Genomic DNA, 22,835 nt, shown 5'->3' with positions numbered 1-22,835 from the left:
TAGGATAATTCCCCATTGCTTAAAAGTTCCTGAATCTATCGTATCTTTTTTCTAACAGAGTCTCTCTGGGCAGTGCATTTAAGCTATCCAGTTTATCAATGATATCTATTTTCATCTGTTTGATTAAATCTTCTTTATTGATCCACTGGTCTGCATTTTTTTCATCAATAACCTTTTCAACGATCCCCAGTGCATTTAAATCATAAGATGTTAATTTCATTAAATCAGCAGCTTCTGCAGATCTCTTGGAATCTTTCCAGAGAATAGATGCAAATCCCTCGGGTGAGAGGATGGAATAAATCGAATATTCCATCATCCAAACTTCATCAGCCAATGCGAGTGCCAATGCTCCGCCGCTCCCACCTTCACCTAAAATAATAGATAAAATAGGCACGTTCAAACGACTCATTTCAAAAAGATTCTTAGCTATCGCTTCTCCTTGTCCACGTTCTTCAGCTTCTAAACCACAATATGCCCCAGATGTGTTGATAAAGTTGATGATCGGACGATTAAATTTTTCAGCTTGTTTCATCAGGCGCAATGATTTCCGGTAACCTTCAGGATGTGGAGAACCAAAATTCCGTCTCATATTTTCTTCGATGGACGATCCTTTTTGATTTCCGATAACCGTAACGGGTCTCCCGTTGATTTTACCAATGCCACCAATAATGGCTTCATCATCTTTATAGAGTCTGTCTCCGTGTAATTCGATAAACCCCTCGACTAATTGAGTGGTGATATCTTTCATGCTTAATCGGTCTAATTTACGTGCTTGATTAACGATGTCCATCGCATTACTCATTAAGATCCACCTTCTTCTTCTACTCTATCCGCTTGATAAGAATGCATGTCTATGAGTTCTGCAATGACGGAACGCAGTTTTTCTCTATCTACAATTTGATCGATAAATCCGTTCTTAAGTACCGTTTCAGCGAGCTGAAAGTCATCCGGTAATGATGCTTTGATCGTTTGTTCTATCACTCTTTTGCCCGCAAAACCTACGAGTGCACCTGGTTCGGCTAAAATGATATCACCCTGCATAGCAAAACTGGCCGTCACTCCGCCTGTAGTTGGATCAGTAAGGACGGTAAGATAAAACAACCCTTGATCAGAAAAACGTTTTATCGCCGCACTGGTTTTTGCCATCTGCATTAAAGAGAAAATCCCTTCATGCATACGGGCGCCGCCTGAGGCTGTAAAGAGAACAACCGGCAAGTTTTTATCCAGTGCTTTTTCAAATAAACGTGTGATTTTTTCACCTACTGCTTGGCCCATACTTCCCATTATAAAGTTAGAATCCATGATCCCGATAGCTGCTTGGTTGCCTTGAACATAAGCCTCACCAGTCAGCACAGCTTCTCTTAAACCCGTTTTTATCTGAGTTTGAGAAATTTTGTATTCGTAATCCGGAAAATCAAGCGGGTTATGTGTTGTTACGTCTTTATCCCATTCTTTAAATGTTTTAGGATCTACAGTAATCGATAAGCGCTCTTGTGCACTGATTCGAAAAGTATAATCACAATTAGGACAGCGGCGTGCTTTTCCTAAAGATTTAACATAAATGGGTTTCTGACAACTGGGGCACTTTTCAAACATGCCATCCGGTACTTGCGGGCCGTTTTCTCCCTCAGTTTTTTGCAGAGTAATATAAGGTCTTTTCTTAAACAACCTCATTATTAGCCTCCTTATCTTTCAGCCACTTAGGTATGATCACCTGTGACAGTGTATCGATTGTATACTCTCCGGTTCGGAAGTTAGTATCTTTAAGCAGGTCGATATGGAAATCCAAATTGGTCTGAATCCCTTCAATCACCATTTCATTCAAAGCGCGATCCATTTTACTGATTGCTTCTTCTCTGCTTTTTCCATGGGTGATCACCTTAGCGACCATCGCATCGTAAAAAGGTGGAATGGTCGCTCCGGCAAACATAGCTGTATCCACGCGCAACCCCAGCCCTCCTGAAGGCACGTTCAAAAAGTCTACATTACCGGGAGAGGGCGCAAAATTAAACAAAGGATTTTCTGCATTGATACGACACTCAATAGCATGCCCAGTCAGAACCACATCCGCTTGAGTGATCGAAAGGCGCTCGCCAAACGCAATCTTTATTTGTTCTTTAACGATGTCTATTGATGTAATCATTTCCGTTATCGGATGCTCTACTTGGATACGGGTATTCATTTCCATGAAATAAAATTTTTCGTCTGCATCCACTAAAAACTCAATGGTTCCAGCATTTTCATATCCCACTGTTTTTGCAGCTTCTACCGCACTTTCGCAAATAAGTTTTCTTGTTTTTTCAGACAACGTCGGACTCGGCGCTTCCTCAAGGATCTTCTGGTGATTTCTCTGAAGCGAACAATCACGTTCTCCCAAATGGATCACATTCCCATAATGATCGGCTAGAATTTGCACTTCAATGTGTTTGGCTGGTGTTATAATTCTTTCTACATACATTCTATCATCATCAAACGCTGCTTTAGATTCTGATTGAGCTTGCAGGAACTTCGCTTCCAGATCGTCTTCTTTGAACACCATCCGCATACCCTTTCCACCACCACCTGCTACAGCTTTGATGATAACGGGTAGCCCGATTGCAATAACCATTTCCTCTACTTCAGAAAAAGTGGTGATTGAATGGTCACTGCCTGGGACGACAGGCACATTGGCCTTCTGCATCATGGCACGTGCATTTGATTTATTACCCATTTGATCAATGATATCTTTATTGGGACCAATAAACGAAACGTTCACTTCTTCACACATTGCTGCAAAGGTACTGTTTTCTGATAGAAAACCAAATCCTGGATGAATAGCCTCTGCTCCTGTCAATACCGCTGCACTTAGAATGTTCTGTATATTCAAGTATGATTCGTTCGCTTTAGAAGGCCCTATGCACACCGCTTCATCTGCCAACTGCATATGAAGAGCATCCTTATCTGCCGTTGAGTATACAGCCACTGTTTTGATATTTAATTCCTGACATGCCCTGATGATCCGTACCGCAATTTCTCCTCGATTGGCTATAAGTATTTTTTGAAACATGCACATACCTTCCTTATACATTTTTAAACATTGAAAAGCTTATTTTCCGATGATAAATGTTAATTCTGCTTCACACACTTTTTTCCCATCGACGTAAGCAACGCCTTTTCCAATGCCCGCATAATCTTTAAGCTTAACGATATCTACTTTTAATACAAGGACGTCTCCCGGAACTACTTTCTTTCTAAACTTAACCTTGTTTATACCGCCCAAGTAGGCTGTTTGTGATTTAAATCTATCGAGTTTTAACAATGGAATAGAACCGGCTTGTGCCAGGCTTTCTACAATCAAAACTCCCGGCATTACAGGTTCTCCAGGGAAATGGCCTTGAAAAAATTCTTCGTTGATCGTTACATTTTTAATGGCCGTCACGTGTTCACCAGGTATCATTTCTGTTACTTTATCAATAAAATAAATGGGATACCGGTTCGGTATTAATTCCTGAATTTCTGCAATATTCATTGTCGTCATAGTAATCTCCTTTTAATTCGTTTTTATTTTAACTAAGGCTTGATCAAATTCGATCGCCTGTCCGTCTTCAATAAGTATTTCTTCAATAACACCCGAGACATCACTTTTGATTTCATTCATGACTTTCATCGCTTCAATAATGAGGATCGTTTGTCCGGCATCCACCAAGTCTCCCACTTTGACAAAGTCTGGCGAATCGGGAGAGGAAGAACGGTAACTGGTTCCTACGATCGGTGATTTTATATTGTGGATCGACTCATCAGTTGAATGGTCCTCTTCGACATCATTCACCGTATTTTCGTTATTCTTTTTGCTTTGCTTTATAACTTCATCATTATTTGACGTTTCATGCAGTGAATCATTCTGTTCTTGTGTTGAATTATCCTGCATGCCTGTTACCTGATCAGATTCGCGTTTACTTAATTTCAAAGAAACTGAAGAATTTTCCAGTTCGAAATACTTCAAACTTGACTGGTCAATCAAATGAATCAGTTCTTTTATTTCGTTGTTATTCATTCAGTCTCACTCCATTTTTTGAAACACGTCACAGCATTATGTCCTCCGAAACCAAGCGAATTATTTAAAGCATACATATTTTCTTGCTCGCGAGCTTCATTCAATATATAATCCAAATCACATTTTTCGTCTAATTCTTTTGTATTAATTGTCGGTGGCATAATATTCTCTTCAAGAGATTTCACGGTTGCGATAGCTTCGATGGCTCCTGCACCGCCGAGTAAATGCCCGGTCATACTCTTTGTACTTGATACTGCCACACTTTTAGAATTTTCTTCTCCAAAAGCCAACTTGATAGCGCTCGTTTCGGCAGAATCATTAGCTGGTGTAGACGTGCCGTGGGCATTAATATAGCCTACATCTTTTGGTTCGATACCCGCTTCTTTCATTGCTAACTGCATCGCTTTCGCAGCACCTTCACCATCTGGTGTCGGAGCCGTCATATGGAAGCTGTCACCGGTCGCCCCGTAACCTACTATTTCAGCATAGATATGCGCCCCACGTTCCAAGGCAGAGGTCAAACTTTCAAGAATCAAAATACCTGCGCCTTCTCCCATCACGAAACCGTGACGATTTTTATCGAAAGGAAGAGAAGCTGCATCCGGATCAGTACTCGTTGACAAGGCATTAAGCGCAGCAAAACCAGACATGCCGATTTCATTCAAACTAGCTTCTGCTCCCCCCGCTAGTATATAATCCGCATAACCATGTTTGATCTGTCTAAACGCTTCGCCAATTGAATTATTGCCTGAGGCACACGCCGTAACAATAGTTAAGTTAGGTCCTTTAGCTCCTGTTGCAATCGAGATGTTTCCAGCCACCATATTTCCAATTGCTTTTGGCACGAATAATGGTTCCACTCTGTCTAATCCTTTTTCATGCATTTTGATGATTTGTGTCTGCATCGTCTGTAATCCGCCGATACCGGAACCGACAATTACGCCTAATCGGTCAGCGTCAAAGTCAAATTCATCCAATCCGCTGTCTTTCATTGCCTCTAACGCTGCGGCAACACCGTACTGTGAAAAAGGATCCATCCTTTTGGCTGATTTTCTGTCCATTAAATCTCTAGCTTGAAAATCTTTCACTTCACCGGCAACACTTATATTGATCGCTTCACCATCAAATTTTGTTAATGGAGCAATACCATTTCTACCCGCTTTTAATCCTGTCCAAAACTCTTCAACTGAATTCCCTAGAGGCGTGATAGCCCCTAACCCAGTAACGACAACTTTTTCCATTCATATCCTCCTAGAATTAACCGTTCATGACCATTCCACCATCAACATGTAAAACTTGACCGGTTATATATTTTTGGTCACTCAAAAAATTCACTAATTCCGCGACTTCTTCTGCTTTTCCTAATCGTTTGAGTGGTATAGATTGTAACGCTTGTTCTTTGACCTCTTCAGTCAGATTATTGGTCATATCTGATTCGATAAATCCAGGTGCAATAGCATTCGCCACAACCCCACGCGGTGCGAGTTCTTTTGCGATTGATTTTGTGAAACCTATGACTCCAGCTTTACTTGCCGCATAATTGGCTTGTCCGACATTTCCTACTGTACCGACAACACTCGCAATGTTTATGATGTGACCGGAACGCTGCTTGAGCATCACTTTGGCTACTTCTTTAGTTGTAAAGAAAGTCCCTTTCAAGTTAACCGTTAATGTCGAATCGAAATCGTCTTCAGACATTCGTATAAGTAGATTGTCTTTCGTTAGTCCGGCGTTATTGATAAGAACATCTATTTTTTTAAACATTTTTTTTGTTTCTTTTATTAACTGTTTTGCAAATGATTCATCGCTTATATCGCCAATGATAGGATACACTTCTCCACCTAAACTGTTGAAATAATCCATTAAATCAGATGACATTTCACTTCGACCATTGACTACAACTGTATGTCCCTGCTTTAAAAAAGAGGAAGCAATAGCTTTACCTATACCTCTTGAACTTCCGGTGACAATAACAACTTTTTTACTGTCCATACTCGACTCCTTTAAGAATGTATAACTTTCGCTATAGTTTCTAATTGATTAACTTTTTCAATGTTTTTAACAGTGACATTTCTATCTATATTTTTGACGAAAGAACGCAAGGTTTTTCCCGGTCCCACTTCAACAAATGTTGTTATCCCATCAGAAATCATCTGTCTAATCATTTGTTCAAATTTGACTGGTGAAGAAATTTGACTCGTTAACAGTGATTTTATTGCTTCAGTATCCGGATAACTATTGGCAGTAACATTAGAATAAACAGGGTAGTTAAAGGACTGAAACTTAACTTCAGCAAGTGATTTAGTGAATGCCTGCCCTGCCGGTTCGAGTAATTTGGTATGAAAAGGACCACTGACATTCAGTTTAATGGCTTTCTTAGCTCCCTTGTTTAAAGCTTGGGTCATCGCCTTTTCAACACCTTCAGTTTCACCTGAAACCACTAACTGACCAGGCGTGTTGTAATTTGCAATAGCAACATAACTCTCTATTGATACTTCTTCGCATATCGATATTAACGCTTTTGCATCAAGTCCCAGGATCGCTGCCATGGCACCTTCACCATCTGGCACAGCTTTTTCCATTAAAGAACCGCGCTGATGAACGAGCGGTACAGCATCTTCGAGACTTAAAGAGCCTGAGGATATTAGAGCTGTATATTCCCCCAGACTCAAGCCGGCGACAGCATCCGGTGTCAAGCCGATCGTTTTTTTCATAACTTCTTCTATGGCATGACTGACAGTCAGTATCGCGGGTTGCGTATAGGCTGTCTCGTTAAGTCTCGAATCATCGTCAAAACAAATTTCAGCTAAGTCCACTTCAAGTAGTTTACTTGCTTTATCGAAAATCTGTTTTACTTCTTTGAATTCATCATAGAAGTCCTGACCCATGCCATTATATTGTGCCCCTTGACCACTGAATAAAAAAGCTGTTTTCAAGCTATCTCTCCTATCCTATACTGCATTTAAAAAATAATACATCAGTTTAAATTAGTTTGAATATCAAAGTATTAGCTTAAAAAAGTTTCGGATTTTTAACCAAATCTTCATATTCTTCCATCAGTTCCTGAATAATATCGTGGCTGCTTTGTTCTTTTTTTACTAGTCCGGCAATTTGCCCAGACATGAAGGAACCGCCATCCTTGTCTCCCTCGACTACTGCTTTTCTCAAAGCACCCTTAGCGATTTCTTCTAAGCGTGTAAAATCGGGATTTTCGTCACTCGCCATCTCTTTTTCTACTTTAAGGTATTCTTTAGTTAGCTTGTTTCTTAAAACCCTTACAGGATGTCCGGTTATTTGCCCTGTAACGACGGTATCGATATCACGTGCTTTAATGATACGTTGTTTAAAGGTGTCGTGAGCGATACTTTCATGCGCCACTACAAACCGTGTGCCTAATTGCACGGCTGCGGCTCCCAGCATAATCGCTGCAGCCATCCCACGCCCGTCAGCGATACCACCAGCTGCGATAACTGGAATACTTACTGCATCGACCACTTGTGGGACTAATGTCATCGTTGTTAATTTACCGATGTGACCACCAGCTTCCATTCCTTCACAAATGATGGCATCTGCCCCTTCATGTTCCATGCGTCTAGCTAATGCAACAGATGCAACGACTGGAATAACCGTGATCCCCGCTTCTTTAAATTTTTTCATGTATTTCCCCGGGCTACCTGCTCCGGTGGTGACAACTTTAATGTTTTCCTCGCAAACAACATCGACCACTTCGTCTACGTAAGGAGATAAAAGTAAGACATTCACTCCAAATGGTTTATCCGTTAGTTTTTTAGTTTCATGAATCGTTTTTCTTACGAATTCAGCAGGCGCATGACCTGCACCCAACATGCCTAAGCCGCCAGCATTTGAAACGGCAGCGGCAAGACTCGGTGTTGCTACCCAAGACATAGCTCCTTGTATAATAGGATAATCAATACCTATTCGTTCTATTAAAGTTTGATTCATCTAGGAGCTCCTTCCTGCTTATTTTGCCTCTATTTGTTTCTCAACATAATCGACGAGATCTTTGACAGTATTTAATCCTTCTTCAGATTCAATTTTAATATCAAATTCATCTTCGATATCGTTGATGATTTGGAATAAATCTAAACTATCTGCTTCTAATTCGTCTCTGAAGTTAGTTTTTAATTGAACTTCACTTTCTTCTTTGTCTAATTGATCCACGATAATTTCTTGTACTTGTTTAAATATTGTCATTTTAATTTCCTCCATGTAAGTAATTTTTTAAATTTTTATTAGTAACGTTCCCCAGGTTAATCCCCCGCCAAACGCGCTTAACACTATTTTTTGTCCACTGCCCAGTTGGATCGTATTATTCTCAACCAATTCGTCTAATAATATCGGTAAACTGGCAGCAGATGTGTTGCCATAATTCTGAATATTCATCGGAAATTTAGACAGCGGACTGTCCAGTTTCTTGGAAATGATTTCTATTATTCTTGCATTTGCCTGGTGCAAAAGCACATAATCGACGTCTTCAAGTTCTGTATGGCTGTTTTCCAGCACCAGACTAATACTCTGGGGTATCGTCTTGGTGACAAAATTGAAAATAGCCCGTCCATCCATTGTTAAATAGCCACTTTTTCCTTGCGAAACACAGAGTGGGTTCTTAACTTCTTGTTCCCCAGAAACTAATGCATCGCCTTTTCCGCCATCTGTATGTAGATCCTCGGCAATAAACGCTTCTGCATCTGCTTCTCTTTGTAACAGCACTGCTCCAGCTCCATCACCAAATAATACCGATGTTTTTCGATCATTCCAGTCTATAGCCTTTGACATAACCTCTCCGCCTATAACTAAAGCATACGGAAAATTCATATGTCGAAGCATTTTTTCTGCCACTGACAAACTATAGATGAAGCCTGAACATGCTGCACTTAGATCAAAAGCGACAGCATTATTAGCTTTCAGTGCCGTTTGAACTTTACTCGCAACGGAAGGCGATTGACTATCAGGTGTCATAGTCGCGACAATAATCAAGCCTATCTGACTAGGGTCAATCTCACTTTTAACAAGAGTCTTTTTACTTGCTTCTATACACAAGTCGCTCGTGTCCTGACCAGTCGACAGGTGTCTTTTTCTTATTCCGGTTCTTTTTTTGATCCATTCGTCAGATGTGTCCATCCACTGAGTAAGCGTTTCGTTGTCCACACTATTTTCAGGAATGTATCTGCCTGTTGAACGTATAGTCACTCCAAAGGTTTTCATTAGTTTGGCAACTGCTCCTTTGTTCGCTTCAAGAATTCATGAAGATTTTTTAATCCATGCATGAGTACTTCTGATTCTTTATCATCCATCTCAATAATTGTTTCTTTCACCATATCACGATGGAATTTATCATGCACTCGGTACAGCAATCGTCCTTTTTTTGTCAGAGCTAACGATACTACCCGACGGTCTATTTCACTTCTCACACGATTGACGTAACCTTTTCTCACCAAGTTGTTAACAGAAACCGTTAAGGTTCCTACGGTAATTCCTAGTTTCCTGGCTACTTCACTTGTCGTGTGTTCTTGGTACATACCTATGGCTTCTATCGTATGCATTTCTTTAATTGAAACATCTTTAAATTGGCTTGTTCGTAAAGTTCGCTCTTCAATCATCAACACATCATTGAAAATCGAAACCAAATAACTGTTGACTTCATTTATTCGTTGATCCACATCAACTCCTCCTAATCCATCATTTCAAATATTGTTTGAACATCAAACTATTTGACAATCAAAATAATAACTTAGATTCTTGATTCTGTCAAGAAAAGATTACAAAAAAAATAAGCCATCACTTTAATGGCTTATCTAAATTCTATTATTCTTCTTCTAAATCTTCAACGTTTTCAGTGATTTCAGTGATTTGATTCTTAAATCCTTCAATATCTTTAAAGTTTACAACCGTTTTTTCTTCAACAAGATCATGCATTCTTTCAGCTGAATTAGTCCAGTTTATTTTAACTATGGCACTATTGGTAAGAAGCTTTTCAATGATTCCTTCCATTGGTTCATCTCTGAAAGAAAAAACAATCTCATCTCCAACATCCGGTCTTAAATCTTCTTTTATGGTTTCAATTATTTCAACGGCTTCTTTGTAAGGCAAATTCAGCAGATTAGCAATACGGGAATTGCTGGCGCCTTTTCGAAGTTCTGTTTCCACTAGTTCTTGAACTTCAGCGGTTATTTCAACTTTTGCCACTTTCATCCCTCAATTCTTTCATAAAGTTTTTAAACTCCTTTAATCATTATACCATAAAAAAAAGTGTTTATCGATAAACACTTTAGGCACATTATCAACTTACTCCATAATCCTTAAAAGAATGAAGTTATTCTAATAATCCGGCTGCTTTAAATCCTAACTTTTTCAAAGTTGACTGAAGTGCTAAGATCTCGTCTTTTGAACAGGCTTCAAAGAGTTCTGCAATTTTTTCAGCATGTCTCGGAAAAATTTCTTTCATTAATTTTTCTCCTTCATCTGATAATTCACAAAACGTCACGCGTCTGTCACTTTTATCTGCGATTCGGTTAACAAAGCCTTTCTCCTCTAAGCGATCGACCACATAAGTGATACTGCTTGAAGCAAGCAAGACTTGTTGACCAATTTTTTGAATTGGTTGTTTACCTTTGCTGTATAAAAGTTCCAAGACAGTGAATTCAGTAGCATTTAATCCGTAAGTAGACATATCTTTTTTCACAACTTTTTCAACACTGGCAGACGCTTTTAACAGGATGGTCAAGGCTTTTAACTCATCTTGATTGTTCTTCATTTATACTCACCTTTACTTACTTTACTATTTTTATTTTTAGATATATTAACTTTTAAAGTAACGTATCATATATTAACACAAATAAAAAAGTGAGGAAAATATTAGATTTAATTCCCCTCACTTTTATGCAGATATTTAAAGAGTTTAGCATAGTAGAAAAATGCGAGTAATTGATAGGTGCTGGCGAGAATAACTAAGAAAGTGACAGTCACATTTGACAGGTCCGGGAAAAAGACCGCTATAAACATCGTAAGGTAAAAAACGATCGTTGCGATCTTGCCATACCACTTTGAACCATCCAATGTTATTTTTTTCCGGTATAGTCGTATATTTTCAACAAACATATACCCTTCTTTGATAATAAACAAGAGTAATAGAAAGCCAAATACTGGCCATTCCAGCATAAGCACACTAACTACCGCTATCTGAGTCAGTTTGTCTGCTATCGGATCAAGTAATTGACCTATTTTAGTCCCTTGATCAAAATGTCTGGCAATAAATCCATCTGCAGCATCGGTTATTCCGGATAAAACGAGAATGCCCGTTGCCAGCCAATAATCTTCTTCTGTTACAGCCGTGACGTAGAAGTATACAAAATAGGGAATAAGGATAAGCCTGAAGTAAGATAGAATATTTGGTATCGTAAACCAGTCTCTCTTAGACATATCATCATTCCTTTCAAATAGTAATTGAGTATGGGGAATCTGCGCACAGCTAAATCAAAGGTATAGTAAACTCTGAGAGATGCTCACTCGTTATGACCTTATGATTTTCATTAACAGTTACGGGAAATAACCGATGTAGTTAAAGAGAGCGTTGTATAATCTGACTTCTCGGTTTCTTTATTATTTATTAGTATATCACATTTTTTTCAGTAAACACTAACAGTAACACTACACGATACACAAAAAGAGCGAGTCTAATAATCAAATTTTATTATTTTAGTTCTAAAAAAAATGTTCAACTTCAAAACTCATCTCCTAATCCAGTCATGCATAAGATCAAATACCCTGGTTACTTTATCTATTATTTGTAGTAAGATTCATTTATCTATTACTGATCATCATTGGTCAGTTGGTATCCAGGCTTTTTATCTACAGGATAAAGTATTTTAGTTACTTCGGCGATTCGAAGTGACTCATTACTTTGCTTACGCTCGTATTTTAATATTTCCAGTTCATTCAGTTGTCTTTCCGTCACCATGTCCTCGCCTCCATTCTATTAATAACTCTGACAAGACTGTAGTATACTACAAATATGTAAGCGTTTCAATAAATAATGAATATAAACACCTGTTTTATCTACTTCCTGGCTGCTCATTTTTTAGTGTTCATCTGACTATACCCTGCCACTTTTTGATGGACGTTATAACGGAAACCTATCTTCCAATCAATAAAACAGTAATCAAAAACACAAAAAAACCCTATAATCACAAGGATTATAAGGTCATATACCGAGAGTGAGGGATTCGAACCCTCGCACAGCCATAAGCCGCCTAACGGATTTCGAGTCCGTCCCCTTCAGCCGGGCTTGGGTAACTCTCGTAGTTACAGGTATTAGTATATCTAATTCATTGACCAATATCAACCAAAAATGAAAGAGACAGGTGAAAAAAGTATATTTTCTACACCTGCCTCTTTCTAAAAAACCATTATTTTTAACGCTTTGATGAATCGTTAGGGTTATAAATTGTCTTCATGATTCGTTGCATCACTCTTTGGTTCTTTAAAATCCACACCAAACCCAGGTGCATGCATATTTTCAAGTTTAGAATGATCATCCGTTTCATTAGTTACAGGCTTTACTGTTTCTACGGAAGAAACTGTATCATCTTCTAACAGGACGTAACCGCCATTGCTAATCATTTCATCGTAAAGATGTCGATTTTTCCCTTCCAAAAGATGATTTCTCATTGTTGATTGCTTACTATCAGCAAATTCAGCAGCATTTACTGTATCAATTTTCACTGAAACCATTGATTTTATATCTGATTGTCGATCTTCTCCACAAACGATTACTAAATTCTCTCTCTTATAAGCACCACTCTGCAACAATTCCTCGATTGCTACAACCATATCATTAACCTCTTGATGTGCAACGATAAATTTCATGAATGACTCCTCCTATGATAAAATTCTTGAATGCTATAACCAATTGGCTTCTTTTCTTACCGATTAAAATGCTTGTGCTAATTTTTACGCTAAAGCGACGTCTAAAAACATCATGACTGCAAACCCAAGCATGGCTCCAATCGTTCCGATATCGTTCCAACGTTCAACTTTCGCTTCTGGTATGAGCTCTTCGACAACAACATAGATCATCGCACCGGCTGCAAATGAGAGAGCGTAAGGCAAGAGCGGCTGCATCGTTATGACTAATGCCGCTCCTGCAACGCCCGCAATTGGTTCGACAATCCCTGAAGCCTGTCCGTATGTGAAAGCTTTTAATCGGCTGAATCCATTTTTTCTTAAAGGTACAGAAACTGCCGCCCCTTCAGGAAAGTTTTGTAGACCGATACCGATAGCTAAGGCAATGGCACTTGTTACTGTAGCCGTAGGGTAACCGGCAGCGGCTGCTCCGAATGCCACTCCAACTGCTAATCCTTCAGGTATATTATGCAACGTGATGGCTAACACCAGTAAGACGCTTCGTTGCCAGTCCGTTTTGATTCCTTCCCTTTCATAGGTTCCCGGGTGTAAGTGAGGAAGTACTTTATCTGTGATGAACAGAAACAGACCACCGGATAAAAATCCGACGACTGCAGGGAACCATGCGGGTGTATCTGTCAGTTCTGCCATCTCAATGGCCGGCGCCAGCAATGACCAGAAACTTGCAGCAATCATAACACCTGCCGCAAAACCTAACATACCAGTCAGTACATTTTTATTGATTTCCTTAAAGAAAAATACAACAGATGCGCCTAATGCTGTGACGCCCCAAGTAAATAACGTGCCTAATAAGGCTTGAAATACCGGGTGTTGCTCAATAAACCATTCCATTAATCATTCTCCTTATATTATATATTCTGTTGTAATTATAGCTGAAAAAGACTACAAATGACATGATTCACAAATAAAAATTCTAATAATCAATAAAATTAAGCAAGTAAACTATTCTTCTATTTAATAAATTTCTTTATTGACATCTCATCTAAACTTCTATATAATAAAATATGTTGGTTAAATAGTTCCGGTAGCTCAGTTGGATAGAGCATTCGCCTTCTAAGCGAACGGTCAGGGGTTCGAATCCCTTCCGGAACGTATTTTTTACGATTGATTTGAATAAAGAAGACCCCGTCTATTTTTAGACGGGGTCTTCTTTATTCGTAATACTTGTCATTATATTTATTCGTTATGAAAGACTTCTCCTGTTTTTGTATAAAAGACTTCTTCTTTCTCTGCTATTTTATTCAAATAACGGGCTAACACAAAGAAATAGTCTGACAAGCGGTTAACGTATATTAGAATTTCTTTTGGTAAAGGTTCCACATCATGTAAAGATAGCATAGTTCTTTCTACACGTCGTGTAACGGTGCGAGCAACATGAGCTTGAGAGGCTTGTTTCGTTCCTCCGGGTAAAATAAAATACTTTATCTCACTTAACACTTGAGTAATTTCATCAATTTCTTCTTCGATTTTCTTGATTTCAGAACTTTCAAAGTTCATTTCCATTTTATTCTCTTTATCTGCAAGAATACTTCCTATGTCGAATAATTGATGCTGAATACGACTTAGAGAATCTCTGATATAATTTCTGGACACAGACCATTCCTCATTGATCAAACTTAACAACAAACCCACATGCGCATTGAGTTCGTCGACACTTCCATAGGCTTCTACTCTTTTATCGGTCTTTTTGATTGTCCCTCCGCCGATCAAGTTGGTGTTTCCATAATCGCCTCTACCAGTATATATTTTCATTTTTATCACTCCATAAATTCATCATCTATAAATACATTATAATTCATTTGACTTGCTTATAGCAATTCAAAAATAATAAAAGCATTATTCTTATGATAAGAATAATGCTTTTATATTTTTAATAGAGTTTTAAATAATTATCTTTTTCCCATTGGCTGACAGACGCCTTATAGGAGTTCCATTCTATCGTTTTTGATTGATAGAAATTTCTATAAATATGATTGCCTAAAGCCTCTTTCATTGTGATACTAGTCTTTAACACTTCTAATGCCTCGTGTAAGCTAGTAGGTAACGATTCGATACCATTTTCTTCTAAATCGGTTTTATTCATATCATAGATGTTGTCGCATGTCTCTTGAGGAGGCATCCATTCATTCTTGACCCCATCTAAGCCAGCTTTTAACATCACAGCTAAAGCTAAATAAGGATTCGCCATCGGATCGACGGAGCGAACTTCCAAGCGTGTAGATAATCCTCTTGACGCTGGAATTCTAATCATTGGTGTTCGGTTGCTCCCCGACCAAGCAATGTAAACAGGAGCTTCATAACCTGGCACTAGACGTTTGTAAGAATTCACAGTAGGATTGGTTATCGCCGTGTAAGCAGGGGCATGATGAAGTAGTCCCGCTAAAAATTGGTACGCTGTTTGGCTTAATTCTCTCTCATCTGTCTCGTCATAAAAGGCATTCTCTTCACCTTCGAATAAAGACATGTTGCAATGCATGCCCGATCCGTTGATTCCAAATAGAGGTTTAGCCATAAATGTCGCATGTAAACCATATTTACGCGCAACTGTTTTAACGATCAATTTAAATGTCTGAATATTGTCGCAGGCTTCAACTGCATCAGCATATTTCCAGTCGATTTCGTGTTGTCCCGGTGCTACTTCATGATGACTGGCTTCTATTTCAAACCCTAAATCTTCAAGTTCCAGTACAATATCTCGACGACAATTCTCAGCTAAATCTGTTGGGGCCAAGTCGAAATAACCACCATTGTCATTTAAGTTCTCAGTTACTTCATGATTTTCATTAAGTTTAAATAAAAAGAATTCAGGTTCAGGACCTAATTTAAATGAAGAAAAACCCATTTCTTTTGCTTCATTCATTACTCTTTTCAAGTTGATCCTAGGATCACCTAAGAATGGGGAACCATCCGGATTAAAAACATCACAAATCAAACGTGCGACTGTGCCACCTTTAAATGCTTCTATTTCCCATGGAAAAACTAACCATGTGCTTAAGTCAGGTTTTAAATACATATCTGATTCGTGAATACGCACAAATCCTTCGATCGAAGAACCGTCAAACATCATTTTTCCTTCTAAAACTTTTTCCACTTGGCTGACGGGCACCTCTACGTTTTTAACAATACCTAAAATATCTGTGAACATTAATCTCAAAAAACGGACATTCTGTTTCTTAACATCTTCAATTATCTTCTCTTTAGTTATTCCATTCATTTTAACATCTCCTCCCATATATACCAATATCTTTTTTATGCTTGCTAAACCTTACACAATAAGTACTTTTGAATAATACCACTATTGCTTTTGGAGTGCAAGTAAAATGTTTGAAAATCATTTCATTCTGATTGTTATCGTTAATAAGCTAAAAAATCCCTCTAAACGATTTCAACTTGATCGTTTAGAGGGATTTTTCTTGGAATGAATAATCATTTGCTTAGTATAATTTGAAGTAACGATCCATCTCATATTGTGATACCGATGTCGAATAATTTCTCCAGTCACTTTCTTTCGCAGCAACAAAACGTTCGAAAATATGATGACCCAATGCATCTTTAATTGTTTCGTCTTCTTTTAAGGCTTCTATAGCCTCAATTAAAGTTTTGGGCAATGACTGAATCTGGTTCTCATCCCGTTCAAATTGGCTCATATTATAAATGTTTTTATTTATCGGGCTAGGTGCGCTTTTGGCTTCAGAAATCCCTTTTAATCCAGCTTTTAATAATACTGCTAGAGCTAAATAAGGATTAGCTGTAGGATCGACACTTCTGAGCTCCACACGCGTAGATTGTCCTCTAGAAGCCGGTACTCGGATAAGCGGTGTTCTATTCGTTCCTGACCATGCGACGTAGACAGGCGCCTCAAAACCAGGTGTTAATCGTTTATAAGAATTGATGATAGGATTACAAATAGCTGTATAGGCTTGAGCATGATCCAACAACCCTGCAATAAATTGATAGGCCGTATTACTCAAGCCATCTTCATTACTTTCATCGAAAAAGGCATTCTTTCCTTGCCTGAACAATGACATATTAAAATGCATACCCGATCCACTAATGTTTTCTATGGGTTTGGGCATAAAGGTTGCATGTAGACTATATTTTCTCGCAACTGTTTTGACAATCAGTTTAAATGTTTGGATATTATCACATGCTTCTACTGCATCCGCATATTTCCAGTCTATTTCATGTTGGCCGGGAGCCGCTTCATGATGACTCGCTTCAATTTCAAAGCCTAATGCTTCGAGTTCTAAAACGATGTCTCTTCGGCAGTTCTCTGCTAAATCGGTTGGTGCTAAATCGAAATATCCTCCGTTATCATTTAGATTCTTGCTTGGGTTGCCGTTCTCATCCAGTTTGAATAGGAAAAATTCTGGTTCAGGGCCTAAATTGAATTCTGTAAACCCAAGCTCTTTCATACCTTTCAAGACACGCTTCAAGTTACTTCTAGGATCTCCTTCAAAAGGTTCTCCACTAGGCATATAGACATCACATATAAATCGTGCTATGCGACCGTCGCTTGAATCAATTTCCCAAGGAAAAACAAGCCAGGTATCTAAATCAGGATGCAGTTTCATATCACTTTGATCAATTTCTACGAAGCCATCAATTGAAGAACCATCAAACGCCATTTCATTATCCATTACTTTATCTAACTGGCTTATAGGCACTTCAACATTTTTAATGACCCCATCAATATCAGTGAACATCAACCGTAAGAACCTGACATTTTTTTCTTCAGCTTTTTTCCGTATTTCCTCTTTGCGATTGGAGGACATAATCCATTCATCATCCTTTCAGTCTTTTACTATTATTTCTTAATTAAGACTACGTACATATTGTTTGATTGTCAATTAATTTAACCTTTTCAAATAAATAACAATTTGAAAAAATGCGTTTCAAAAAAAAAAGCCGAGATCATTTGATCTCGGCTTTTAAGAACTATGAATTGTTACTGTTTTACTGCGTCTTTTAAAGCTTTACCAGCTTTAAATGCTGGAACTTTAGTTGCAGGGATTTGGATTTCTTCCCCAGTTTGAGGATTACGTCCTTTACGTGCAGCGCGGTCACGTACTTCAAAGTTACCAAAGCCAATGATCTGCACTTTTTCGCCGTCAGCTAATGTATCTTTAATTGATTCAAAGACTGCTTCTACTGCAGCTGTTGCGTCCTTTTTAGTAAGGTCAGCTGAAGTTGCTACTTTTTCGATTAATTCTGCTTTATTTGCCATCTTATTCTTTCACCTCCTCAAAAGAAGTTCGATGCATGCTAATTTAGTGAATCAACTTGCAATCTTACTACATTCTCATTTCAAAGAATATGCTTGGGTGAAATAGTCTGTTATGACATTTCAATTAAAAAGATACCACAGAATCGTTGACACTGCAATGCTTTTATAAAAATTCTCTTTGAAATGACCGAAACTTTTCATCAAAATATAGTTCTATAATAAACAGATTGGATTCCTCTTATTTTCGTCTGCGAGGAATAATCCGAATAGGTGTTCCTTCAAAATTAAATGTATCCCTAAATCTATTTTCTAAAAAACGTGCATAAGAAAAGTGAAGAAGTTCGGGATCATTCACAAAAATCACAAAAGTCGGAGGTGAAACAGCCACTTGGGTGGTGTAATAAATTTTAAGTCTGCGACCTTTATCAGTTGGCGTAGGGTTTGTTGCTACAGCATCCATGACCACATCATTTAAGGTAGACGATTGGATACGGAGATGCCGATTCATAAAGACTTGTTCGATGCGTTCAGGTAATAAGTGTAGACGCTTTTTAGTTATGGCGGATACAAATACAATGGGTGCATATTTCAGATATTGAAATTCATCTCTGACATCCAGTTCGAACTCTTTCATCGTATTGGTCTCTTTTTCAACCGTATCCCATTTGTTTACAACTAAAATGATTCCTTTGCCGGCTTCATGTGCATAGCCAAATACGTGCTTATCCTGTTCTCTAATGCCTTCTTCAGCATTAATAACACACAAGACTATATCTGAACGCTCAATGGCTCTAAGGGCTCTTAATACGCTGTATTTTTCAGTTTTTTCGTATATTTTACCTTTTTTACGCATACCGGCAGTGTCTATGACGACAAAATCTCTACCTTCTTTAGTCTGAAAACGCGTATCGACAGCTTCACGTGTTGTTCCAGCAATGTCGGATACGATAACACGTTCTTCACCAATAATTGCGTTTACTAAACTGGATTTCCCTACATTTGGTCGACCGATCACGCTAAACTTGATTGTTGATTCATCATAATCGCTTTCTTCATTATCAGGGAAATGTTTGATGACCTCATCCAAGACGTCTCCGAGACCTAATCCATGTGCACCTGAAATAGGATACGGCTCTCCTAATCCCAATGAATAAAATTCATAAATTTCATTTCTACTTTCTGGATTATCGACTTTGTTAACAGCCAGTATCACCGGTTTTCCTGACTTGAATAGAATGGGTGCAACTTGTTCATCTTCATAAGTGACACCTTCTCTAACACTTGCCATCATGATTATGACGTCGGCTTCTTCTATGGCAATCTGAGCTTGCTGTCTAATTTGAACATTTAGAGGCTCATCTTCCATCGTAATACCGCCTGTGTCAATAAGAGCAAATTCTCGCCCAAGCCATTCAGCGTCTGCATAGATTCTATCTCGTGTTACTCCTGATGTGTCTTCAACGATCGAGATACGTTCACCTACGACGCGGTTAAAAATTGTAGATTTGCCTACATTAGGTCTACCTACAATTGCTACAGTTGGTTTTACCATTAAAACACCTTCTTTCTATCTTTGTAATCTACTTAGTAAAAATAGGACACCCAACTGAAATAGGCAAGACACCTACTAACAGTTGGGTGCGGTAAAATATACCGTTAAATTAATTACTCTTCGTTGTTCTCCATAAATTTTGAAAGTTGATCCCCTATTTGATCCCCTAATGTAAATGATCCATCGTCATCGTCTTCACTTAATGATGGTTGCTTAACATTAGGCTTACTTCGAGACTCTTGTTTTTTAACTTTTTTAGGTGCTACACTGTCGGATATTTCATTTGGATTATCTTCTAAAGCCTTGATACTTAATGAAATACGTTCTTCTTCAGGATTAACGCTAAGAACTTTAACGTCAATTTCTTCATCTTTAGCTACAACTTCATGAGGTGTTTCCACATGTTTGTGAGCCATTTCAGAAATATGAACAAGTCCTTCAACACCTGGTTTAACTTCAACAAATGCACCAAAATCTGTTACACGTTTCACTATACCTTTCGTAACAGTACCAGCTGGTAATTCATCTTCAATATTATCCCATGGTCCAGCTAATGTTTCTTTGATAGATAGAGACACACGTTCTTGTTCTTTATCTACTTTAAGAACTTTAACCTTTACTTTATCACCTTTAGATAATTTGTCTTTTGGAGAGTTGATACGTTCATGTGCAATTTCAGAAATATGAACAAGCCCATCAACGCCACCTACATTAACAAACGCACCAAAGTTAGTTAATCGAACCACTTCACCTTCAACAACAGATCCTTCTTCTAAACTTTCTAGCGCTTTCTCTCTCTCTGCAGCATGTTCTTTTTCAAGTAAAACTTTACGAGATAAGATAAGTTGACGCTCTTTAGGATCTATTTCAATAATTTTGAAAGTATAAGTGTTACCTTCAAATTGATTTAAGTCACTGACAAAGTGCGTATCTATTTGAGATGCAGGAACAAATCCCCTTACACCTAAATCGACAGTTAATCCACCTTTAACAACACGTGAAACGGGTGCTTCAATCGTTTCATCATTGTCAAATTTCGCTTGCAATTCTTCCCATACTTTACGCTGATCTACGCGTTTTTTTGATAAAACAAAGCTTCCTTGTTCTTTATCCTGATTATCTCTTAAAACAACCACATCTATAATATCGCCCACGGATACAATATCGGTAGGATGATCAAAACGCTCTGATGATAATTCTCTTGGAGGAATAACACCTTCTTGTCCTCCGCCTAGCCCAACAATGACTTGTTTCTCATTGTCGATAGTTAAGACTTCACCCTTGACTATATCGCCAGGAGTAATATCAACGACATCTCTCATAACATCTGACATTGATTCAGCCTTATTCTTCGATGATTCAACAACAGGTTGTACCTGTGCTTCCTCGTTTTCTGCCATGACATCTTCAGGGGAAATGTCTTTAGCGGTATTGACTTCAACTTGCTCGTTCGCTATTTCGACTGCTTCCTCTTCTGTTGCCTCTGTATTATCTACTTCGTTTCTGTTTTCTTCTGTCATATTATTTGCCTCCCAAAACCAATAATTCCTACATATTTAATTGTACATAATATGTAATAAAATTTCCACTAAAACATGTTATCTGATAAAAATCCCTTATTTAGACTTCTTTTATTAAACTTTTTATCTTATTAACGACTTCATCAATAGACATTTTAGTCGTATCTATTCTTATGCCATCCTCTGCTTGTTTCAAGGGGGATGATTCTCGAGTAGTATCTTTATAATCTCGTTCTGCTATGTCTTTTTTTAATTGTTCTAAATCAGAAAATATACCTTTTTCTATATTTTCCTTGTGTCTTCGTTCTGCTCTTTCTTTAACACTGGCAACTAAAAAAATTTTCAGATCCGCATCGGGCAATACTACCGTTCCGATATCACGACCATCCATAACGACACCATGATTCAGTGCCATAGCCTGCTGACGTTTCACCATCAATTGACGCACTTTTGGATGAGCAGCGACAACAGATACCGTATTAGTGACATTATTTTCTCTGATTTCATACGTCACATCAACACCATTAGAAAATACTGTCTGACCGTTTTCACTAGGTTCAAACGTTATCTCTGTTTCTTCCAGCAATTTCACCAAGGCCTTCTGATCTTTTATATTGATATTGTTTTGTAAAGCCTCCAAGGTTAATGCCCGGTACATCGCACCTGTATCTACGTAAATCAGGTTCATTTCAGAAGCAATTCTCTTTGCCACTGTACTTTTCCCCGAAGATGCAGGTCCATCTATCGCAATGGTTAATGTTTTATTTTCCATTCTCTCCACACTTTCGTTTATAAAATTATTCAACTCTTAACTCTTGTCCGACTTGTACTGTTTCATCTTGAATGTTATTTAACTGCATCAACTCTTCTGTTGTCATTCCATGATTCAGTGCAATACGGTACATGTTGTCTCCTGCTTTAACATTATAAAAGTTAATGTTTTGAGCTGGTGGATTTTCCGGCGTGGATTCTGCTTCAGTTGTCACCGTTGATTCTTCAATGTCTTCTTCGTCATTTGACTGATTACTAGATTCAGTAGCCTGATTTTGAGTATTATCATTGCTATTTTTTTCTGGAATACTCTCACTCACTACATCATCAGCTACTGACACTGCTTCACCGTTCTCTTCTTCTGCACTAGTTAATAACTCATCTGAGTTTCCATCGGTTTCTTCATCATTAACAGAGGAATCTTCTTTATCGGAGTCTGTTAAATTCAGCTCGTCATCCTCTGGGGCATTAATTTCATCGTCTTCTTCCAATTGTTCTTCAACTTCTTCATCATTTTTCATTACTTGCTCAATTGATGGACCTGTTGGCTCCTCTGACAAGCTCTCTCTACTTGACCACCATAAATAGGCAGAAGTTGGCAAAATGATGAGTAAAGCCATAAATATCAAAGTCACAGTTAAAATGGGAGAAATACTTTTTTCTCTTTCACGTTTAGCTTTTCTTGATAAAGGTCCATCTTCTGTATCTTCAGCTTCTTCGTCAAAACGTTTTGACCAAAGATCTTCCATGGATTTACGATCTTTTTTGCCCATAGTCTAACTCCTCATA

The 22,835-nt window shown here is 38.2% G+C and carries 26 protein-coding genes and 2 tRNA genes; 1 reads left to right on the top strand and 27 read right to left on the bottom strand.

Annotation, left to right across the window (positions count from 1 at the left end; genetic code table 11):
* Window positions 1-19: 19 nt before the first annotated feature.
* From accA to R6U02_RS07650, 19 genes are all read right to left on the bottom strand, one after another.
* Window positions 20-802, bottom strand: coding sequence for an acetyl-CoA carboxylase carboxyl transferase subunit alpha (accA, locus tag R6U02_RS07740; protein WP_410263035.1), 783 nt, complete (start codon window positions 800-802; stop codon window positions 20-22).
* Window positions 802-1,674, bottom strand: a complete 873-nt coding sequence (gene accD / locus R6U02_RS07735; protein WP_410263034.1) for an acetyl-CoA carboxylase, carboxyltransferase subunit beta — start codon at window positions 1,672-1,674, stop codon at window positions 802-804. The genes accA and accD overlap by 1 nt, the downstream gene beginning before the upstream one ends.
* Complete coding sequence (gene accC / locus R6U02_RS07730; protein WP_410263033.1) at window positions 1,661-3,046, bottom strand: acetyl-CoA carboxylase biotin carboxylase subunit; 1,386 nt, start codon at window positions 3,044-3,046, stop codon at window positions 1,661-1,663. The genes accD and accC overlap by 14 nt, the downstream gene beginning before the upstream one ends.
* Window positions 3,047-3,085: 39 nt before the next feature.
* The gene (gene fabZ / locus R6U02_RS07725) at window positions 3,086-3,508 is read right to left on the bottom strand and encodes a 3-hydroxyacyl-ACP dehydratase FabZ (protein WP_410263063.1); all 423 of its coding nucleotides are present in this window, start codon (window positions 3,506-3,508) and stop codon (window positions 3,086-3,088) included.
* Window positions 3,509-3,529: 21 nt separating this feature from the next.
* On the bottom strand, window positions 3,530-4,033 hold the full coding sequence (accB, locus tag R6U02_RS07720) for an acetyl-CoA carboxylase biotin carboxyl carrier protein (RefSeq protein ID WP_410263032.1): 504 nt from the start codon (window positions 4,031-4,033) through the stop codon (window positions 3,530-3,532).
* Window positions 4,030-5,274, bottom strand: a complete 1,245-nt coding sequence (gene fabF / locus R6U02_RS07715) for a beta-ketoacyl-ACP synthase II (protein WP_410263031.1) — start codon at window positions 5,272-5,274, stop codon at window positions 4,030-4,032. The genes accB and fabF overlap by 4 nt, the downstream gene beginning before the upstream one ends.
* A gap of 16 nt (window positions 5,275-5,290) precedes the next feature.
* A complete protein-coding gene (gene fabG, locus R6U02_RS07710; protein WP_410263030.1) occupies window positions 5,291-6,025 on the bottom strand; it encodes a 3-oxoacyl-[acyl-carrier-protein] reductase in 735 nt (244 codons plus the stop codon).
* Window positions 6,026-6,036: 11 nt separating this feature from the next.
* Complete coding sequence (gene fabD / locus R6U02_RS07705) at window positions 6,037-6,969, bottom strand: ACP S-malonyltransferase (protein ID WP_410263029.1); 933 nt, start codon at window positions 6,967-6,969, stop codon at window positions 6,037-6,039.
* A gap of 76 nt (window positions 6,970-7,045) precedes the next feature.
* Window positions 7,046-7,996 (bottom strand): enoyl-[acyl-carrier-protein] reductase FabK, encoded by a 951-nt coding sequence (fabK, locus tag R6U02_RS07700; RefSeq protein ID WP_410263028.1) that lies wholly within the window; start codon window positions 7,994-7,996, stop codon window positions 7,046-7,048.
* A gap of 18 nt (window positions 7,997-8,014) precedes the next feature.
* Entirely contained in the window at window positions 8,015-8,248 is a 234-nt protein-coding gene (locus R6U02_RS07695; RefSeq protein ID WP_410263027.1) for an acyl carrier protein, read from the bottom strand.
* 27 nt (window positions 8,249-8,275) lie between these two features.
* Entirely contained in the window at window positions 8,276-9,259 is a 984-nt protein-coding gene (locus tag R6U02_RS07690; RefSeq protein ID WP_410263026.1) for a beta-ketoacyl-ACP synthase III, read from the bottom strand.
* Window positions 9,259-9,714 (bottom strand): MarR family winged helix-turn-helix transcriptional regulator, encoded by a 456-nt coding sequence (locus R6U02_RS07685; RefSeq protein WP_410263025.1) that lies wholly within the window; start codon window positions 9,712-9,714, stop codon window positions 9,259-9,261. The genes R6U02_RS07690 and R6U02_RS07685 overlap by 1 nt, the downstream gene beginning before the upstream one ends.
* A 145-nt stretch (window positions 9,715-9,859) precedes the next feature.
* The gene (locus R6U02_RS07680) at window positions 9,860-10,240 is read right to left on the bottom strand and encodes a DUF2187 family protein (protein WP_410263024.1); all 381 of its coding nucleotides are present in this window, start codon (window positions 10,238-10,240) and stop codon (window positions 9,860-9,862) included.
* Window positions 10,241-10,367: 127 nt separating this feature from the next.
* Window positions 10,368-10,808 carry a MarR family winged helix-turn-helix transcriptional regulator gene (locus tag R6U02_RS07675; protein ID WP_410263023.1) on the bottom strand — a complete coding sequence of 147 codons (441 nt, stop codon included), beginning with the start codon at window positions 10,806-10,808 and terminating at the stop codon, window positions 10,368-10,370.
* A 107-nt stretch (window positions 10,809-10,915) separates the two neighbouring features.
* Window positions 10,916-11,473, bottom strand: coding sequence for a CDP-alcohol phosphatidyltransferase family protein (locus R6U02_RS07670; protein ID WP_410263022.1), 558 nt, complete (start codon window positions 11,471-11,473; stop codon window positions 10,916-10,918).
* A 388-nt stretch (window positions 11,474-11,861) separates the two neighbouring features.
* The gene (locus R6U02_RS07665) at window positions 11,862-12,011 is read right to left on the bottom strand and encodes a hypothetical protein (RefSeq protein WP_410263021.1); all 150 of its coding nucleotides are present in this window, start codon (window positions 12,009-12,011) and stop codon (window positions 11,862-11,864) included.
* 250 nt (window positions 12,012-12,261) lie between these two features.
* A tRNA-Ser gene (locus tag R6U02_RS07660) sits at window positions 12,262-12,352 on the bottom strand.
* Between the two features lie 138 nt (window positions 12,353-12,490).
* Window positions 12,491-12,919: a hypothetical protein gene (locus tag R6U02_RS07655; protein ID WP_410263020.1), complete on the bottom strand. Its 429-nt coding sequence runs from the start codon at window positions 12,917-12,919 to the stop codon at window positions 12,491-12,493.
* 84 nt (window positions 12,920-13,003) lie between these two features.
* Window positions 13,004-13,807, bottom strand: coding sequence for a ZIP family metal transporter (locus tag R6U02_RS07650; RefSeq protein WP_410263019.1), 804 nt, complete (start codon window positions 13,805-13,807; stop codon window positions 13,004-13,006).
* A 187-nt stretch (window positions 13,808-13,994) separates the two neighbouring features.
* Between R6U02_RS07650 and R6U02_RS07645 the strand changes: the two genes are divergently transcribed.
* Window positions 13,995-14,068 (top strand) — tRNA-Arg (locus R6U02_RS07645).
* Between the two features lie 84 nt (window positions 14,069-14,152).
* Here the strand turns inward: R6U02_RS07645 and R6U02_RS07640 are convergent.
* From R6U02_RS07640 to R6U02_RS07605, 8 genes are all read right to left on the bottom strand, one after another.
* Window positions 14,153-14,728, bottom strand: a complete 576-nt coding sequence (locus R6U02_RS07640; protein ID WP_410263018.1) for a cob(I)yrinic acid a,c-diamide adenosyltransferase — start codon at window positions 14,726-14,728, stop codon at window positions 14,153-14,155.
* Window positions 14,729-14,846: 118 nt separating this feature from the next.
* On the bottom strand, window positions 14,847-16,190 hold the full coding sequence (gene glnA, locus R6U02_RS07635) for a type I glutamate--ammonia ligase (RefSeq protein WP_410263017.1): 1,344 nt from the start codon (window positions 16,188-16,190) through the stop codon (window positions 14,847-14,849).
* A gap of 220 nt (window positions 16,191-16,410) precedes the next feature.
* Window positions 16,411-17,751: a type I glutamate--ammonia ligase gene (gene glnA / locus R6U02_RS07630; RefSeq protein ID WP_410263016.1), complete on the bottom strand. Its 1,341-nt coding sequence runs from the start codon at window positions 17,749-17,751 to the stop codon at window positions 16,411-16,413.
* A 173-nt stretch (window positions 17,752-17,924) separates the two neighbouring features.
* Complete coding sequence (locus R6U02_RS07625) at window positions 17,925-18,203, bottom strand: HU family DNA-binding protein (protein WP_071849016.1); 279 nt, start codon at window positions 18,201-18,203, stop codon at window positions 17,925-17,927.
* Window positions 18,204-18,441: 238 nt separating this feature from the next.
* Window positions 18,442-19,755 carry a ribosome biogenesis GTPase Der gene (der, locus tag R6U02_RS07620; RefSeq protein ID WP_410263015.1) on the bottom strand — a complete coding sequence of 438 codons (1,314 nt, stop codon included), beginning with the start codon at window positions 19,753-19,755 and terminating at the stop codon, window positions 18,442-18,444.
* A gap of 113 nt (window positions 19,756-19,868) precedes the next feature.
* Window positions 19,869-21,155, bottom strand: coding sequence for a 30S ribosomal protein S1 (rpsA, locus tag R6U02_RS07615; protein ID WP_410263062.1), 1,287 nt, complete (start codon window positions 21,153-21,155; stop codon window positions 19,869-19,871).
* A gap of 220 nt (window positions 21,156-21,375) precedes the next feature.
* Window positions 21,376-22,047: a (d)CMP kinase gene (cmk, locus tag R6U02_RS07610; protein ID WP_410263014.1), complete on the bottom strand. Its 672-nt coding sequence runs from the start codon at window positions 22,045-22,047 to the stop codon at window positions 21,376-21,378.
* A 25-nt stretch (window positions 22,048-22,072) separates the two neighbouring features.
* Window positions 22,073-22,819, bottom strand: coding sequence for a LysM peptidoglycan-binding domain-containing protein (locus tag R6U02_RS07605; protein WP_410263013.1), 747 nt, complete (start codon window positions 22,817-22,819; stop codon window positions 22,073-22,075).
* Window positions 22,820-22,835 lie beyond the last annotated feature (16 nt).

This window comes from Alkalibacterium sp. (assembly GCF_046484155.1).
Lineage (GTDB): Bacteria > Bacillota > Bacilli > Lactobacillales > Carnobacteriaceae_A > Alkalibacterium.
The sequence above is the reverse complement of the archived record's forward strand: the minus strand, read 5'-3'. Positions and strand labels throughout refer to the sequence as shown.

What these genes read in the sequence shown, in the direction of transcription:
- accA (WP_410263035.1), bottom strand. Translation starts at nt 802, where the DNA reads ATGAGTAATGCGATGGACATCGTTAATCAAGCACGTAAATTAGACCGA.
- accD (WP_410263034.1), bottom strand. Translation starts at nt 1,674, where the DNA reads ATGAGGTTGTTTAAGAAAAGACCTTATATTACTCTGCAAAAAACTGAG.
- accC (WP_410263033.1), bottom strand. Translation starts at nt 3,046, where the DNA reads ATGTTTCAAAAAATACTTATAGCCAATCGAGGAGAAATTGCGGTACGG.
- fabZ (WP_410263063.1), bottom strand. Translation starts at nt 3,508, where the DNA reads ATGAATATTGCAGAAATTCAGGAATTAATACCGAACCGGTATCCCATT.
- accB (WP_410263032.1), bottom strand. Translation starts at nt 4,033, where the DNA reads ATGAATAACAACGAAATAAAAGAACTGATTCATTTGATTGACCAGTCA.
- fabF (WP_410263031.1), bottom strand. Translation starts at nt 5,274, where the DNA reads ATGGAAAAAGTTGTCGTTACTGGGTTAGGGGCTATCACGCCTCTAGGG.
- fabG (WP_410263030.1), bottom strand. Translation starts at nt 6,025, where the DNA reads ATGGACAGTAAAAAAGTTGTTATTGTCACCGGAAGTTCAAGAGGTATA.
- fabK (WP_410263028.1), bottom strand. Translation starts at nt 7,996, where the DNA reads ATGAATCAAACTTTAATAGAACGAATAGGTATTGATTATCCTATTATA.
- R6U02_RS07695 (WP_410263027.1), bottom strand. Translation starts at nt 8,248, where the DNA reads ATGACAATATTTAAACAAGTACAAGAAATTATCGTGGATCAATTAGAC.
- R6U02_RS07690 (WP_410263026.1), bottom strand. Translation starts at nt 9,259, where the DNA reads ATGAAAACCTTTGGAGTGACTATACGTTCAACAGGCAGATACATTCCT.
- R6U02_RS07675 (WP_410263023.1), bottom strand. Translation starts at nt 10,808, where the DNA reads ATGAAGAACAATCAAGATGAGTTAAAAGCCTTGACCATCCTGTTAAAA.
- R6U02_RS07670 (WP_410263022.1), bottom strand. Translation starts at nt 11,473, where the DNA reads ATGTCTAAGAGAGACTGGTTTACGATACCAAATATTCTATCTTACTTC.
- R6U02_RS07665 (WP_410263021.1), bottom strand. Translation starts at nt 12,011, where the DNA reads ATGGTGACGGAAAGACAACTGAATGAACTGGAAATATTAAAATACGAG.
- R6U02_RS07655 (WP_410263020.1), bottom strand. Translation starts at nt 12,919, where the DNA reads ATGAAATTTATCGTTGCACATCAAGAGGTTAATGATATGGTTGTAGCA.
- R6U02_RS07650 (WP_410263019.1), bottom strand. Translation starts at nt 13,807, where the DNA reads ATGGAATGGTTTATTGAGCAACACCCGGTATTTCAAGCCTTATTAGGC.
- R6U02_RS07640 (WP_410263018.1), bottom strand. Translation starts at nt 14,728, where the DNA reads ATGAAAATATATACTGGTAGAGGCGATTATGGAAACACCAACTTGATC.
- glnA (WP_410263017.1), bottom strand. Translation starts at nt 16,190, where the DNA reads ATGAATGGAATAACTAAAGAGAAGATAATTGAAGATGTTAAGAAACAG.
- glnA (WP_410263016.1), bottom strand. Translation starts at nt 17,751, where the DNA reads ATGTCCTCCAATCGCAAAGAGGAAATACGGAAAAAAGCTGAAGAAAAA.
- R6U02_RS07625 (WP_071849016.1), bottom strand. Translation starts at nt 18,203, where the DNA reads ATGGCAAATAAAGCAGAATTAATCGAAAAAGTAGCAACTTCAGCTGAC.
- der (WP_410263015.1), bottom strand. Translation starts at nt 19,755, where the DNA reads ATGGTAAAACCAACTGTAGCAATTGTAGGTAGACCTAATGTAGGCAAA.
- rpsA (WP_410263062.1), bottom strand. Translation starts at nt 21,155, where the DNA reads ATGGCAGAAAACGAGGAAGCACAGGTACAACCTGTTGTTGAATCATCG.
- cmk (WP_410263014.1), bottom strand. Translation starts at nt 22,047, where the DNA reads ATGGAAAATAAAACATTAACCATTGCGATAGATGGACCTGCATCTTCG.
- R6U02_RS07605 (WP_410263013.1), bottom strand. Translation starts at nt 22,819, where the DNA reads ATGGGCAAAAAAGATCGTAAATCCATGGAAGATCTTTGGTCAAAACGT.